This window comes from Promicromonospora sp. NPDC023987 (genome assembly GCF_040639055.1).
Lineage (GTDB): Bacteria > Actinomycetota > Actinomycetes > Actinomycetales > Cellulomonadaceae > Promicromonospora.
Map to the genome: position 1 here is coordinate 1 of NZ_JBEZZF010000058.1, position 14,724 is coordinate 14,724.

Sequence of the window (14,724 nt, forward strand, 5' to 3'; positions counted from 1 at the left end):
GGCCAGGAGGTGCATCAGGGTCGACTTGCCGGATCCGGACGGGCCCATGATCGCGGTGAACCGGCCCTGCTCGAAGTCGACGTCCACACCGTCCAGCGCACGCACGGTGGCCTCACCCTTGCCATACGTCTTCGTCAGCGAACGAGCGCGCACGGCGGGTGACGACGACCCAGGCGCGTAAACAGTAGTGTCCATGCCGCAGACGTTACGGACGGTCGGTGCCGCACCGCGTCCTGCCCCGGGCTGGTTCCGCACCGCCGACGTCATACCCAGGTCGTAGGGGCGGTCACGGGCTCGCCACGACGCCGGCCCCTACCGGCGGCGCACGATCTTCGGCTCACCGATCGGTTCTGCCTCGCCCCTGGCTACGGCCGCGTCGTGGCTGGCCAGGGCATCTTCGAGCAGCGCCATCAGCTTCGCCTCGTCACGGACCATCTGCCGGTACTTCGGACCCAGCGTGACGATCTGGTCCCGCTCCTGGAGCAGGGCGCGGAAGATGCGTTCGCGTTCGGCGGCGTCGGCGGTGTACTCGGTGTCCAGGTAGCTGGTCGCGTGCCGGCGCGCGTTCCCTATCGCGTTCTGCGCCCGTCCGCGCTTGCTGAACAGCGACGCGAGCGTGGTGAGCAGCAGGACGCCGAGGATCACCGTCAGGGAGAGGCCCGTGCTGACCTCGACGACGGTCACCGGTTCGCCCTCGTTGATGAACGGGACGTTGTTCTCGTGCAGCGCGTGGAGGATGAGCTTCACGCCGATGAAGCCGAGGACGGCGGCCAGGCCGTACGAGAGGTAGATCAGCCGGTCCAGGAGCCCGTCGATGAGGAAGTAGAGCTGGCGCAGCCCCAGCAGCGAGAAGGCGGTAGCGGTGAAGACCAGGAACACGTTCTGGGTGAGCCCGAAGATCGCCGGGATCGAGTCCAGGGCGAACAGGATGTCGGTGCCGCCGATCGCGACCATCACCAGGAGCATCGGGGTCATCGCCCGCTTGCCGTCGACCACCGTGAACAGCTTGTCGCCGTCGTAGGTCTCGGTGGTGTGGAACACCTTGCGCGCGAGCCGCACCATCACGTTGTCGCCGGTGTGCGACTCCTCGCCCTCCGGCCGGAGCATGTTGCCGGCGGTGAGCAGCAGGATCAGTCCGAAGAGGTAGAAGACCCAGGCGAAGGTGTTGATCAGCGCGGCACCGAGAAAGATGAACCCGGTGCGGGCGACCAGCGCGAACACGATGCCGAACAGCAGCACCTTCTGCTGGTCCTCCCGTGGCACCCGGAAGGAGGACATGATGATCAGGAAGACAAACAGGTTGTCCACCGAGAGGGCCTTCTCGGTGACGTAGCCGGCGAAGTACTCCGAACCCATCGTCGCGCCGCCGAAGACGAGGACGCCCAGGCCGAACACGATGGCTATACCGACGTAGAGGCTCGACCAGATCGCCGCTTCCCTCAGCGTGGGGACGTGTGCCTTGCGGACGTGAAAGACGAAGTCGAACACCAGCAGCCCGGCGATCCCGGCTATCGTGAGGGCCCAGATCCAGGTCGGTACCATGCAGCCACCCCTTCCTCGGCTCGTCCCTCGACCCAGTATCGGGGAAGGGCCGTCAGGCGGCGAGCGCGTCGATCGCGGCGGGGGACAGCACGTGGTCGATGGCCATGGCGCTCGCGCCAAGCACGCCTGCCCCGGCGCGCGCACGCGAGGCGACGATGCGCAGGTGCTGCGTGGCCAGCGGCAGGGACCGGCGGTAGACGGCCTCGCGGATGCCCGCGATGAGGTGCTCGCCGGCGTCGGCGACGACCCCGCCGATCACGATGACCGACGGGTTGAGCATGCTCACGCACGAAGCCAGGACGCCGCCGATGTCGCGGCCGGCCTGCCGCACGGCCTGGCTCGCCGTGACCCCCCGTGACCGGACGAGTGCGACGACGCCGGCGCTGTCCACGGCGTCGAGCCCCTGGGCGGAGAGCGCCGCCGCGACGGCCTGGCCGCTCGCCACCGCCTCGAGGCAGCCGGTGTTGCCGCACCGGCAGGGCACGTGGTCCGCGCCGGGGACCGCCATGTGCCCGACGTCGCCGGCGGCGCCCTGAGCGCCGCGGCGGATCGCGCCGTCGGCGATGATGCCGGCGCCGATGCCGGTGGAGACCTTGACCAGCAGCAGGTCCGAGACCTGTGACCAGGCGGCCCGGTACTCGCCGAGCGCCATGATGTTGACGTCGTTGTCGACCAGCACGGCGACCCCGAGCTCGGCGCCCAGGATGCCGGGGACATCGACGTCGTCCCACCCGGGCATGATCGGCGGGTTGATCGGCCGGCCGGTCGAGTGCTCGACCGGTCCGGGCAGCCCGAGGCCGATGCCCGCCAGGTCGCCGACGTCGCGGCCGGCGGCGGCCAGCAGGTCGCGACCGGCGCGAGCCACCCAGGGCAGGACGACGTCGGGTCCCGCGGCGATCGACAGGGGTTCGTCGTGCGCGGCGAGCACGGTCGAGGCGAGGTCGGTGACGGCCAGCCGCGCATGGTTGGCACCGAGGTCGACGGCGAGGACGACGCGGGCGCCCGGGCGGAAGGCGAAGGTCGCCGGCCGTCGTCCGCCGGTGGAGCCCGCCGTGCCCGCCGGGGCGATGAGCCCCGTGCTCATGAGCGCGTCGATCCGGGTGGCGATCGTCGACCGGGACTGGCCGGTGATGGCGATCAGGTCCGCACGCGTGCGCGGTTTGCCGTCGCGCAGCAGCTGGAAGAAGTCGCCGGTGCCCAGGGCCAGGGGCGGCGTCCTCGACGGGGCGTCGGTGAGCATGGGTAGCAGCCTCCCGGGGTGAATTTGCGGTCGCGTATCGGCAAAAGATAGCCCATATGCTTCAGGAACCACAGAAGCCGCGTAAGTGACATGCAACTTTTGGTTGACATCAGCCAAAAGGTCCCTACATTGGTGGATATGCGAGCCGACGACGACGCGCACACTTCCTCACCCGACCCCGTCCTGCGCCTTCGTGGCGTCGGCAAGGAGTTCTTCGGCACCTCGGTGCTGCGAGAGATCGACCTGACCCTGTACCCGGGGCAGGTCCACGCCCTGGTGGGCGAGAACGGTGCGGGCAAGTCGACGCTGATGAAGATCGTCGCCGGGGTGCACCGCCCGGAGACGGGCACCATCGAGCTCGACGGCTCCGTCGTCTCGTTCCCGACGCCGCTCGACGCCCAGCGCGCGGGCGTCGCAACGGTCTTCCAGGAGTTCAACCTGCTGCCGGACCGGTCCGTCGCCGAGAACGTGTACCTCGGCCGGGAACCGCGCAGGCGCGGCCTGGTCGACCGCCGCCGCATGCACACCGACACCACCCGCCTCCTCGACGACCTGGGCCTGACGGGCATCGCGTCCTGGACCCGCGTCGGGTCCCTGTCCGTGGCCCAGCAGCAGGTGGTCGAGATCGTCAAGGCGGTCTCGTACGACGCCCGGATCATCTCGATGGACGAGCCGACGGCGGCGCTCGCCGACCAGGAGGTCGCACTCCTCTACGAGCTGGTCCGGCGACTGCGGGACCGCGGCGTCGCGATCCTGTACGTCTCCCACCGGCTCCAGGAGATCTACGACCTGGCCGACACCATCACCGTGCTCAAGGACGGCAACCACGTGCTGACGGCGCCGGCCGCCGAGGTCAGCCAGGACCGGCTGGTGCGCACCATGGTGGGGCGCGACTTCGCCGGCTTCTTCCCGGACAAGGCGGCCGACGCCGCACCCGGCGAGGTGCGGCTGGCCCTGGTGGGCTCCGGCAACACGATGGTCGACGGCATCGACCTCGAGGTACGGGCCGGTGAGATCGTGGCCCTCGCCGGGCTGCAGGGGTCCGGCCGCACCGAGATCGCCCACGGCGTGTTCGGCATCGCGCCGTTCACCCGCGGCCGCATGACGGTCGACGGACAGCCGGCCCAGGTGCGCACGCCGCGCCAGGGCGTCCGCCACCACCTCGCGCTGGTCACCGAGGACCGCAAGTCCGAGGGCCTGGCCCTCGGCCAGTCGGTCCTCGCGAACGCACGGCTCGTGCTTGACGCCGTGCTGCCCCGCGCCTCCGCCCGCCGGTCGCGACGGATCGCCGGCGTCCTGTCCTCGCTCGAGGTCGTCGCGAGCTCCCAGGACGCCGAGGTCCAGTACCTGTCCGGCGGCAACCAGCAGAAGGTGGTCCTCGCGAAGTGGCTCGTGACCGAGCCGCGGGTGATCGTCCTCGATGAGCCGACGCGCGGCATCGACGTCGGCGCCAAACGTGCCGTCTACGACCTCATGCGCACGCTGACCGCCGACGGGACCGCCGTGCTGCTCATCTCCTCCGAGCTGCCCGAGGTCGTCGCGATGGCCGACCGCATCCTCGTGGTGCGGGACGGCCGGATCGCCGGCGAGCTGCCGGGCGGCAGCGACGAAGCGGCCATCATGGCCCTGGCGACGGGGGCGGCATGACCATCAGCACCGGGAGCACCGGGAGCACCGGGAGCACCGCCGCGACGAGCAGGACCGCAGGCGCCCGGCGCCGCTACCACCTCGGGTCCACCGAGATCGTCTACCTGGCCCTGATCGGCATCCTGCTGGTCGCGGGCGTCCTCGTGGCGGTCCAGGGCGGCAACCTCTTCGCCCAGCAGAACATCAGCTACATGCTGACGCAGACGAGCCTGCTGGGATTCGTCGCCGTCGGGCAGACGCTGGTGGTCCTGTGCCGCTCGCTCGACCTGTCCGTCGGGTACGTCGTCGCGCTGTGCTCGCTCATCGGCGCCACGACGATGGCCGGCGACCCGTCCCGGGTCTGGCTCGGCGTCGTGGCGGCGCTCGCGGTGGCGGCCGGCGTCGGGCTCGTGAACGGTCTGCTCATCTCGGCGCTGCGGGTCAACGCGTTCATCGCGACGCTCGGCATGGGACTGATCATCAAGGGCTTCCTCGACACGCGGTTCAAGGGGCCGGAGGGCGAGGTGCCCTTCGCCTTCCAGACGTTCGGGTACACCCGCATCGGTCCGGTACCCGTCTCGACGATCGTCATGCTGCTCGTCGCCGCGGCGGCCTTCGTGCTCCTCACCAGGACCCGGGCGGGCTACCACATGTTCGCCGTCGGGGGGAACCTCGACGTCGCGCGACTCTCGGGCGTGCGGACCGGCCGGACCCTGGTGCTGGCCCACGTGCTGTGCTCCCTGTGCGCGGGCGTGGCGGGCCTGCTCATCGCCGCCCGGTTCGGCACAGGGAACGCGCTCGTCTACTCCTACGGCCTCGACCTCGACTCGATCGCAGCGGTGGTGCTGGGCGGCACGCTCCTGTTCGGCGGCCGTGGCTCGGTGGTCGGCACCATCGGCGGCGTGGTGATCCTCGCGGTGCTCGACACCGCGTTCAACGTGCTCGACGTGAACCCGTTCTTCAAGGACGTGCTGCGCGGCGCGATCATCATCGCCGCCGTCGCCCTGTACGCACGACGTCAGATCGACCCGGCGAGCCGGCGCGTCCGGTTCGGCGCCAGGGGTTCGGTTCCACCAGGTTCGGTTCCACGAGATTCGGTTCCAGGAGATTCGGTTCCACGAGGAGGCGACGCCGCATGACCCTGACCGCAGACACCTCACGAGGTACCGCACGAGGGACCGCACGGCAGTGGCGCGAGCGCCTGCTGTCCGGCGGCAGCTGGACGGTCCTAGCACTGCTCGTCGTGGTGTTCACAGTGATCATCGTGATCAACCCGTCGTTCGCGGAGCCCGTGTCCCTCATGGCGTTCGCCAAGCAGGCGGCTCCGCTGGTGGTCCTCGCCGTGGGGCAGTACTTCGTGATCGTCTCGGGCGAGTTCGACCTGTCGGTCGGCTCGCTCGTCGGAGCCCAGGTGGTCATCGCGGCGCGGCTCATCGACGGCGAGGAGGCGCTGACCTGGCCCGTGCTGGCGCTGATGGTCGTCTTCGGCCTCGTGGTGGGGCTCGTCAACGGCCTGGTGACGACGCTGCTGCGGGTGCCGTCGTTCATCGCCACGCTCGGCATGATGCTGGTCCTGTACGGCGCGATCCGGCTGTGGACCGGCGGCGCACCCACCGGCGCGCTGAGCGAGAGCTTCCGGGTGCTGGGCCGCAAGGGGTTCCCGGACGTTCCCGGGGAGTTCCAGGTGCCGTACGCGCTGCTGGTGGCGCTCGTCGTCGTCGGCATCGCGGTCCTGCTGATGCGCCGTCCGTTCGGTCGGTCGCTGGTCGCCGCCGGCGACAACGCCGTGGCCGCCACGTACAGCGGCGCCTCCGTGTGGTGGCTCCGCACGCGGGCGTTCCTGCTCTCCTCGTTCCTCGCCACGGTGGCGGCGGTGCTCATCGGCGGGTACGCCGGCGTCACCGCCCAGGTCGGGCAGGGGCTGGAGTTCATGGCGATCACCGCCGTCGTGCTGGGCGGCGTCGCCCTGGGTGGCGGCCGCGGGACCGTCGTCGCCGCCATGGTCGGCGCGCTCGCCCTCGAAGCCCTCTTCACCCTGTTCAACCAGCTCGCCCTGCCGTCGACCATCCGGCCCGCCGTGCAGGGCGTGATCATCATCGTCGCCGTCGCCTACGCGGCACGCCGACAACGCACCTGAGCTCGAACCCATCGAACGAACCGCACTCATCAAGAACCGCACTCATCAAGACCCGCACTCATCAAGACCCGCACTCATCAAGACCCGCACTCATCAAGACCCGCACTCATCAAAGGGGATGGACATGCGACCGATCCGAGCACTGCTGGCGGGCACGGCAGCGGCAGGACTGCTCCTGCTGACGGCCTGCACCACCGACGCCCCGACCGAGGAGCTGCCGGCCGCCGAGACGAGCGCGGCCGAGGAGGCACCCGCCGAGTCCGGGGCCGAGAGCGAGTGGTTCGTCCAGGCGGACTACGACAAGGAGCTCGCCCAGCGCGACATCGAGCCGGAGGGCCCGGCCGACGAGCCGTGGCTCCAGGCGATCGAGCCCGAGTGGGTGGACACCGCTGACCTCGCGAGCGAGGGCGGCGACAAGACCCTGTGCTTCTCCAACGCGTCGGTCTCCAACCCATGGCGGGTGACCGGCTGGATCACCATGCAGCAGCAGGTCGAGGTGCTCCAGGAGGAGGGCGTGATCGGCGAGTTCCGGGTCTCCGACGCCGCCGACGACGACAACAAGCAGATCTCCGACATCCAGGCGTTCGTCGAGGCCGGCGACTGCGACGCGATCATCATCTCGCCGTCGACGACCGCGACGCTCACCCCGGCGGTCGAGGCGGCCTGCGAGAGCGGAACTCCGGTCATCGTGTTCGACCGCGGCGTGAACACCGACTGCATGGTCACGTTCATCCACCCGATCGGTGGCTACGCCTACGGCGCGGTGGGCGCCGAGTTCCTCGTCGACAACCTGGAGCCGGGCTCGACGGTCCTGGCGCTGCGCATCCTGCCCGGCGTCGACGTGCTGGAGCACCGGTGGGCCGCGGCGGACAAGGTCTTCTCGGAGTCCGACATCGAGGTGGTCGGGGTCGAGTTCACCGGCGGCGACGGCGCCAAGATCAAGGACCTCGTGACCCAGTACCTGCAGCGCGGCGAGGTCGACGGCATCTGGATGGACGCCGGCGACGGCTCTGTGGCCGCCGTCGAGGCGTTCGAGGACTCCGGCAAGCCGTACCCGGTCTTCGTGGGCGAGGACGAGATGAGCTTCCTGCGCAAATGGGACGAGACGGGGATGACGGCGATTGGCAACGTCTACTCGAACTTCCAGTGGCGCACGCCGATCCTCGCCGCGCAGAAGATCTGGGCCGGCGAGGAGGTGCCGTCCGAGTGGGTGCTGCCCCAGGAGCCGGTCGACGACTCCGACCTCGCGGAGTACCTCGACGCCAACGCGGACATGCCGTCCCTGCACTACGCGAAGTTCGGCGGCGAGGACCTGCCCGGGTACCCCGAAGCCTGGACGGACCGCTGAATGACGGCGCCCACGGTGCCCACGAGAACCGCGCCCACAAAAGCCACGGCCACCTGGCCCGTCGGCGTCAACACCTGGGTGTGGACGTCGCCGCTCACCGACCGTTCGCTCGCCGAGATCGCGCCCCGCGTCGCGGGCTGGGGGTTCGACGTGCTGGAGCTCCCCGTGGAGCGCCTCGGCGACTGGGACCCGCGCCGCGCGGCGCAGGTCCTCGCCGACAACGGGCTCGCGGCGAGCGTGTCCCTCGTCATGGGCGAGGGCCGGGAGCTGGTCGCGGCCGGCACGCACACCGTGGGCGCGACCCAGGACTACCTGCGGGCGGTGGTCGACGCCGCGCACACCGTGGGCGCCCGGGTGATCGGCGGTCCGGCGTACGCGTCGGTCGGGCGCACGTGGCGGACGACGCCGCAGGAGCGGGCCGACGCCGTCGCCGAGCTCGCCGAGAACCTGGCACCCGTCGTCGAGCACGCGATCGACGCGGGCGTCGTCGTCGGGCTGGAACCGCTCAACCGCTACGAGACGAGCCTGATCAACACGGTGGACCAGGCGCTCGACGTCGTCGGCAGGCTGCCCGCCGAGGGGATCGGGCTGATGCTCGACGTCTACCACATGAATATCGAGGAGCGGGACCTGCCCGCCGCGGTGGTGCGCGCTGGGGCGCGCATCGCCGCGGTGCAGGTCTGCGGGAACGACCGCGGCGCGCCGGGCGGGGACGGCATCGACTGGCCGCCGCTGCTCGCCGCGCTCGAACGGGCCGGCTACGCGGGGCCGCTCGTCATCGAGTCGTTCACCGGTCAGAACGCCACGATCGCCACCGCCGCCTCGATCTGGCGGCCGCTGGCCGCGAGCCAGGACGCCCTCGCGACCGAGGGCCTCGCGCACCTGAGAGGACTGATGCCCGCCGCAGAGGACTGAACCGCGCGGGAGGTTCACGCGCTCGGCGCCGGCACGCCGGGCTGGTCAACGAAACACGCTCCGCCGGGTGTCCCGGCGGGTCCGCACGTCGATCTGCCCAGGAGGCAACACGATGACCGCACCACGACGTCCCCGCTGGGGGAGATCCATAGCGGCGCTCGCCGCCGGAGCGCTCGCGCTCACGCTCGCGTCCGTACCGGCGGCCACGGCCGCCGACGAACCGCGGGCCACGGCCGAGGGCGAGCAGGCCGAGGCCCTGGCGGAGGGCCGGGTCCTCATCTTCACGGCCACCACCCAGTACCGGCACGCCGAGGCGATCACGCAGGGCACACCCGTGCTCGAGGCGGCGTTCGCCGAGGCAGGCATCGAGTCCGACCACACAGAGGACCCGACGGTCTTCAACGACACCGACCTGGCGCAGTACGACGCGCTCGTCATGTTCCAGGCGTCGGGCGACCCGTGGAACGCCGAGCAGAAGGCCGCGATGGAGCGGTACCAGCAGGCGGGCGGCGGCATCGTCGCCATCCACAACGCGACGGACATGCGCGGCAGCTATGCCTGGTGGGACGAGATGATCGGGTCGCTGATGCCCGGCCACGCCGCCACCGGCTCGAGCCCCGGCCTGCCCGGCACGGTCCGCGTCGAGGACCGGAAGCACCCCTCGACGGAGCACCTGCCGCAGCGCTGGGACCGCGCCGACGAGTGGTACAACTTCTCGACCAACGTGCGCGGTGACGCGCACGTGCTGGCCACGATGGACGAGTCGACCTACGACCCGGGCAGCAACGCGATGGGCTACGACCACCCGATCTCGTGGTGCAAGTCCTACGACGGCGGCCGTGCGTGGATGACCGGCATGGGGCACTTCGGTGCGCACTACACCGACGAGCCGGAGCTGGTGCAGCACATCGTCGGCGGCGTGGAGTGGGCTGCCGGGCTGGCCGAAGGGGACTGCGGCGGCACCGACTGGGGCCAGTTCGAGAAGGTCTCGCTGGACACCAACACGAGCGCGCCGTTCGGGATCGACGTGGCGCCGGACGGCCGGGTGTTCTTCACCGAGCTGGTGCGCGGGCAGATCCGGGTCTTCGACCCGGAGACGCAGACCACGTCCACCGCGGTGACGCTGCCGGTCTACTCCGGGGGCGAGGACGGCCTGCTGGGCGTCGCGCTGGACGAGAACTTCGCCGAGAACGGGTACCTGTACCAGTACTGGTCGCCCGCGAGCGAGGACGACACCGACCCCGCGAGCTTCCACAACCGGCTCTCGCGATTCACGGTGACGCAGGACGGCCCGGGGACGACGACGATCGACCCGGAGTCCGAGGTGGTCCTCCTGGAGGTCCCCGCCAGGCGCCTGCCCGACGAGCCGGGGCACACGGGCGGCGGGGTGATCGTCGACCACGCGACCGGTGACCTGTACCTCGGCGTCGGCGACGACGTGAACCCGCACTCGGAGCCGTCGGGCGGGTACGCGCCGATCTCCGAGCGGGACGGCACCTTCCACGACGCGCGGGCGACGTCGGCCAACACCAACGACCTGCGCGGCAAGGTCCTGCGGATCCACCCGGACGACGACGGTACGTACTCGATCCCCGAGGGAAACCTGTTCCCGGAGGCGGAGGACACCGCGGACAAGACGCTGCCCGAGATCTACGCCATGGGCTTCCGCAACCCGTTCCGGTTCGCCATCGACCCGGCGACGGGCAACCTCGGCGTCGCCGACTACTCGCCCGACAACGGCAATGACAACCTGGCCGAGCGTGGCCCGGCCGGCATCGCGGAGTGGAACCTCATCAAGGAGCCGGGCTTCTTCGGCTGGCCACTGTGCATGGGGGACAACGAGCCGTTCCGTGACGTCGACTACCGCACGAGCCCCGTCACCGTCGGCGACAACTTCGACTGCGCCGCGCCGGTCAACGACTCGGTGCGGAACACCGGCCTGACCGAGCTGCCCCCGGCCCAGCCGGCGGACCTGTGGTACGGCTACCAGCGGTCGTCGGTGCCCGGCGCCATCAGCCAGGGCGGTGGGCTCGCGCCGATGGGCGGCCCGTTCTACGACTTCGACCCGGAGCTCGACTCGGACACCAAGTTCCCCGAGTACTACGAGGGCAAGGCGTTCTTCTACGAGTGGTCGCGGAACCAGGTGTTCACGATCGAACCGACGGATCCCGGGGCGGCGCCCGGTGAGTCCGACGTCGAGAAGGTCAACCGGTTCCTGCCGGACGAGGACTTCCTCGCACCGATCGACGCGAAGTTCGGGCCGGACGGCGCGATGTACGTGCTCGACTGGGGCGGCGGCTTCGGCCGGGACAACCCCGACTCGGGCCTGCACCGGGTCGACTACGTGACGGGCTCCCGGTCGCCCGAGTCGGTGCCGACGGCCTCGCCGGACTCCGGGACCGCACCGCTGGAGGTGGAGTTCGACGGGTCGGGCAGCACCGACCCCGAGGGCGAGAACCTCGAGTACGCGTGGGACTTCGACGGCGACGGGACCACCGACGCGACCGAGCCGACGGCGTCGCACACGTACACCGAGGACGGCGTCTACGACGCCCGGCTCACCGTCACGGACCCGGCGGGCAAGGACGGGACCGCCACGGTGCCGATCACCGTGGGCAACACCCGGCCCGAGGTCGACTTCGGGCTGCCGCCGACGGGCTCGTTCTTCGAGTTCGGCGACACGATCTCGTGGGACGTCTCCGTGACCGACGCGGAGGACTCGCCGGACGGCTCGGCCATCGACGACGAGCGCGTCGTCATCCAGCCGGCCCTCGGGCACGACGCGCACGCGCACCCGTCGGAGCCGCTCCACGGCCGCACGGGGTCGGTCGCGACCGAGCTCGGCGGCGGGCACGGGGACGGCACCAACGTCTTCTACGTGCTCGACGCGAGGTACAAGGACGACGGCGGCGCCGGCGACCTCCCGTCGCTCACCGGATCGGACACGACCCTCGTGTTCCCCAAGGAGCGGCAGGCCGAGTTCCACACGAAGCAGGAGGGGACCAGGACGGCGCCGAGCCGGGACGCAGAGGGCGGCGGCGAGGTCGTCGTCGGCTCGGACGGCGCGTGGGCGTCCTACGACCCCGTGAACCTGCACGGGATCGACGCCCTGACGCTGCGGGTGGCCTCGGCGGCCGCCGGCACCATCGAGCTGCGTAAGGGAGCCCCGGACGGCGACCTGCTCGGGACGGCCGAGATCACGGGCAGTGCGGTCAGCGACTTCCGCGACGTGCGGGTCGACGTCGACGACCCGGGGGAGAGCTTCGCCCTCTACGTCGTCTTCCCCGGCCCGGGTGAGCGCCTGCTCAACTTCGTGGAGGCGAACGGCAAGGGCGTCAGCGACACCACGCGGCCCGAGGTTGCGATCACCTCGCCTGAGGCGGGGGTCGAGCTGGAGCACGGCCAGATCGAGGTCACGGCCGACGCCACCGACGCGGAGAACACCGTCAGCCAGGTGGAGTTCTTCGTCGACGGGACGTCGATCGGCGTCGACGACACGGCGCCGTACACGGCGCCCTGGGACGTCACCGCCGACGGCTACTACGAGCTGACGGCGGTCGCGACCAACGACGTCGGCCTGCCGACGACGTCACGGGTGGTGGTCGCGCAGGTCGGCGACATGTTCGGCGGGATGCGGACGTTCAGCAACGCGGACGGCGAGTTCGAGCAGCTGTCCTCCGGTGCGTACGTCATCGAGTCGGGCGGCGCCAACATGTGGCAGGGCACCGACGAGTACTCCACGATCTTCCGCGAGGGCTCAGACCGGCACTGGTCGGCCACGGTGAAGATCAACAGCCAGGGCAACTCGGCCGGCTCGGCCAAGGCGGGGATCATCGTCCGCAACGACGTGACCCAGCCGGGCACGTCACCGGGTTACGCGGCGCTCGGCATCCGGCCGAGCGGCGGGTACGAGTGGCTGCGGGGCAACGACGCGGGCCAGCTGGTCACGTCGTCGAACGGTGGCCCGACGGCGTACCCGGGCTGGGTGCGGCTCGTGCGCGACGGCGACCTGTACTCGGCGTACTGGAGCTCGGACGGCGAGACGTTCACCCAGATCGGGGAACCGGAGGAGCTGGCAGGTGCCGCCGACCTGCAGGACGTCGGGCTGTTCGTCACCGCGCACAGCACGACGAACCGCAGCGCCGTGGAGTTCCAGGACTTCACGTTCGACGACCAGCCCGACCCGCCGCGGGTCGAGGTGGCGGCAGGCAGCCGGTGCACCGGTCCGCACGCGCGCGTGACGGTGAACGCGACCAACGCGGGTGCCGACCCGGCCCGGATCGAGCTCAGCACCGCGCACGGGAGCAAGACCTTCAAGGAGGTGCTGCCCGGGGAGACCGTCTCCCGGCAGTTCAAGTCGAGGGCCGGAGCGTTCGACGCGGGGGCCGCCACGGTGACCGCGACCAACGGTCCGCACGAGGTGGTCGTCGAGGACGCCTACGACGCGGTGAGCTGCCGCTAGCCGGCGTGGCTGACTTGTTGGCCTGACCGGATGGCCTGATCGAGAGGAGCAAGGACGTGCCGAAGACGAGGAGCAGGCCGCGGAACCCACCGCGGAGCGGACCCAACGCCGCGGCACGTCCATCGAGCCGGGGTGGTGCCGGCCACCCCGGACCTCGGCCGCCGGCGCCCGCGCGGCGCCGGTGGCCGAGGTGGGGCGCTGCGGCGGCAGCCGGGCTGGTGGCCGCCGCCGCGGCCCTGGTGCTGGTGGTGGCGCAGCCGTGGGAATCGACGGCGCCGGCGCCGTCACCCGGCGGGATCGAGGTGGACCCAGCCCGGGTGGCGGAGCTGGAGGCCGCTGAGGCGGAGCGCGACGCCGAGAACCTGACGGCGGCGGGGGACCTCGCCGTCTCGGCGCAGGAGCGGCTGCTGCCGGTGATGGACGGGCTGCACGAGGCGCTGCCGACGGGGGACGCGTCAGCAGCGGACGCGTCGGCAGGCGGGTCGGAGGGGGAGGGGAAGCCCCCGACGGCGGCCGAGCTGGCCGAGTGGCGCGATGTCGTGGAGGAGGTGGTCGCGGAGATGGAGGCGCTGCCGTCGGGGTCGTCCGAGCACAACATCGTGCGCAACGGGCTCCTGCTCTCCACACGGCTGCTGGGAGACACGCTCGACGTCCTCGAGCTCGCGGGTGACGAGGACGGCTCGGGCCGCTCGTCGAGCTCGTCGGGCTCGTCAGGGGAGGCCGAGGGGCTCTCCGCCGTCGCGGGCGACCTGCGGACGCGGGCCGTCGACGCCTGGGCCGTGGCGGCGGTCCAGCTCGACCTCCAGTACATCGCGGCGGAGCGCGGTCACCTGCACGCGTTCCTGCCGCTGCACTCCGGCATGTCGGGAGAGGGCGAGGCAGAGCCCCCGCACGCGGGCCACTGACGGTCGCGTGTTGAGCTCGCTGGGAGGAGACTCCGCTCCCGGGGAGCGATGAGTTTCCTCGCCTCGCTCCGTCCACACCACCAACAGTCAGTTCCACCGAACGGATCGGAGAGCAGTCTCATGACCCAGTACTTCCTGACCCTCCCGCACGACAGCGCCGAGGAGCCGACGATGGAGTCCATGCAGGAGATGGATCCAGCGGAGCTGGAGGCGGTGTTCGCCGCCGTCGGCGCCGTCAACACCGCCCTGACCGAGTCCGGGGCGCTGGTCACCGCCGGTGGGCTCCACCCGCCGTCGACGGCGATCACCGTCGACGCCACGGCCGGTGAGCCGAAGCGCGTTCCCGGGCCGTTCGTCGAGGCCGCAGAGTACGTCGGCGGGTTCTGGATCATCGACGTCGCCGACGAGGAGACCGCGCTCGGCTGGGCCGAGCAGTGCGCCAAGGCCCTGCATGCCCGCATCGAGGTGCGCGCGCTGCAGGAGAAGCCCGAGTAGGGGCGGGCGACGTCACCCGGGGCAGACCGGGCACCCGCACGACTGCCGGGACGA

Annotated in this window: 11 protein-coding genes; 8 read left to right on the forward strand and 3 right to left on the reverse strand. The window is 71.1% G+C overall.

The features are described from left to right. The 3 genes from AB0F40_RS21060 to AB0F40_RS21070 all read right to left on the reverse strand — a co-directional run. The coding region (locus tag AB0F40_RS21060) for an ATP-binding cassette domain-containing protein (RefSeq protein WP_357472075.1) at window positions 1-195 on the reverse strand (195 nt) is incomplete at its 3' end. Window positions 196-312: 117 nt separating this feature from the next. After that, on the reverse strand, window positions 313-1,542 hold the full coding sequence (locus tag AB0F40_RS21065; protein WP_357472078.1) for a TerC family protein: 1,230 nt from the start codon (window positions 1,540-1,542) through the stop codon (window positions 313-315). Between the two features lie 52 nt (window positions 1,543-1,594). Further along, a complete protein-coding gene (locus AB0F40_RS21070) occupies window positions 1,595-2,782 on the reverse strand; it encodes an ROK family protein (RefSeq protein WP_357472081.1) in 1,188 nt (395 codons plus the stop codon). 138 nt (window positions 2,783-2,920) lie between these two features. On the opposite strand from AB0F40_RS21070, the gene AB0F40_RS21075 reads away from it, so the two are divergent. The 8 genes from AB0F40_RS21075 to AB0F40_RS21110 all read left to right on the forward strand — a co-directional run bounded on the left by AB0F40_RS21075 (window position 2,921) and on the right by AB0F40_RS21110 (window position 14,670). Then, a complete protein-coding gene (locus AB0F40_RS21075) occupies window positions 2,921-4,429 on the forward strand; it encodes a sugar ABC transporter ATP-binding protein (RefSeq protein WP_357472086.1) in 1,509 nt (502 codons plus the stop codon). Next, window positions 4,426-5,547, forward strand: coding sequence for an ABC transporter permease (locus tag AB0F40_RS21080; protein ID WP_357472089.1), 1,122 nt, complete (start codon window positions 4,426-4,428; stop codon window positions 5,545-5,547). The genes AB0F40_RS21075 and AB0F40_RS21080 overlap by 4 nt, the downstream gene beginning before the upstream one ends. Continuing rightward, on the forward strand, window positions 5,544-6,545 hold the full coding sequence (locus tag AB0F40_RS21085; RefSeq protein ID WP_357472092.1) for an ABC transporter permease: 1,002 nt from the start codon (window positions 5,544-5,546) through the stop codon (window positions 6,543-6,545). Before AB0F40_RS21080 ends, AB0F40_RS21085 begins: the two co-directional genes overlap by 4 nt. Window positions 6,546-6,669: 124 nt before the next feature. Further along, window positions 6,670-7,893, forward strand: a complete 1,224-nt coding sequence (locus AB0F40_RS21090; protein ID WP_357472095.1) for a substrate-binding domain-containing protein — start codon at window positions 6,670-6,672, stop codon at window positions 7,891-7,893. Then, the gene (locus tag AB0F40_RS21095; RefSeq protein WP_357472098.1) at window positions 7,894-8,808 is read left to right on the forward strand and encodes a sugar phosphate isomerase/epimerase family protein; all 915 of its coding nucleotides are present in this window, start codon (window positions 7,894-7,896) and stop codon (window positions 8,806-8,808) included. Between the two features lie 112 nt (window positions 8,809-8,920). Continuing rightward, a complete protein-coding gene (locus AB0F40_RS21100; RefSeq protein ID WP_357472101.1) occupies window positions 8,921-13,270 on the forward strand; it encodes a ThuA domain-containing protein in 4,350 nt (1,449 codons plus the stop codon). 218 nt (window positions 13,271-13,488) lie between these two features. Further along, window positions 13,489-14,175 (forward strand): hypothetical protein, encoded by a 687-nt coding sequence (locus AB0F40_RS21105; protein ID WP_357472104.1) that lies wholly within the window; start codon window positions 13,489-13,491, stop codon window positions 14,173-14,175. A 120-nt stretch (window positions 14,176-14,295) separates the two neighbouring features. Then, complete coding sequence (locus AB0F40_RS21110) at window positions 14,296-14,670, forward strand: YciI family protein (RefSeq protein ID WP_357472107.1); 375 nt, start codon at window positions 14,296-14,298, stop codon at window positions 14,668-14,670. Window positions 14,671-14,724: the final 54 nt, after the last annotated feature.

Coding starts and splice junctions, on each gene's coding strand:
- AB0F40_RS21095 (WP_357472098.1), top strand. CDS start 7,894: ATGACGGCGCCCACGGTGCCCACGAGAACCGCGCCCACAAAAGCCACG.
- AB0F40_RS21110 (WP_357472107.1), top strand. CDS start 14,296: ATGACCCAGTACTTCCTGACCCTCCCGCACGACAGCGCCGAGGAGCCG.
- AB0F40_RS21075 (WP_357472086.1), top strand. CDS start 2,921: ATGCGAGCCGACGACGACGCGCACACTTCCTCACCCGACCCCGTCCTG.
- AB0F40_RS21065 (WP_357472078.1), bottom strand. CDS start 1,542: ATGGTACCGACCTGGATCTGGGCCCTCACGATAGCCGGGATCGCCGGG.
- AB0F40_RS21080 (WP_357472089.1), top strand. CDS start 4,426: ATGACCATCAGCACCGGGAGCACCGGGAGCACCGGGAGCACCGCCGCG.
- AB0F40_RS21100 (WP_357472101.1), top strand. CDS start 8,921: ATGACCGCACCACGACGTCCCCGCTGGGGGAGATCCATAGCGGCGCTC.
- AB0F40_RS21070 (WP_357472081.1), bottom strand. CDS start 2,782: ATGCTCACCGACGCCCCGTCGAGGACGCCGCCCCTGGCCCTGGGCACC.
- AB0F40_RS21085 (WP_357472092.1), top strand. CDS start 5,544: ATGACCCTGACCGCAGACACCTCACGAGGTACCGCACGAGGGACCGCA.
- AB0F40_RS21090 (WP_357472095.1), top strand. CDS start 6,670: ATGCGACCGATCCGAGCACTGCTGGCGGGCACGGCAGCGGCAGGACTG.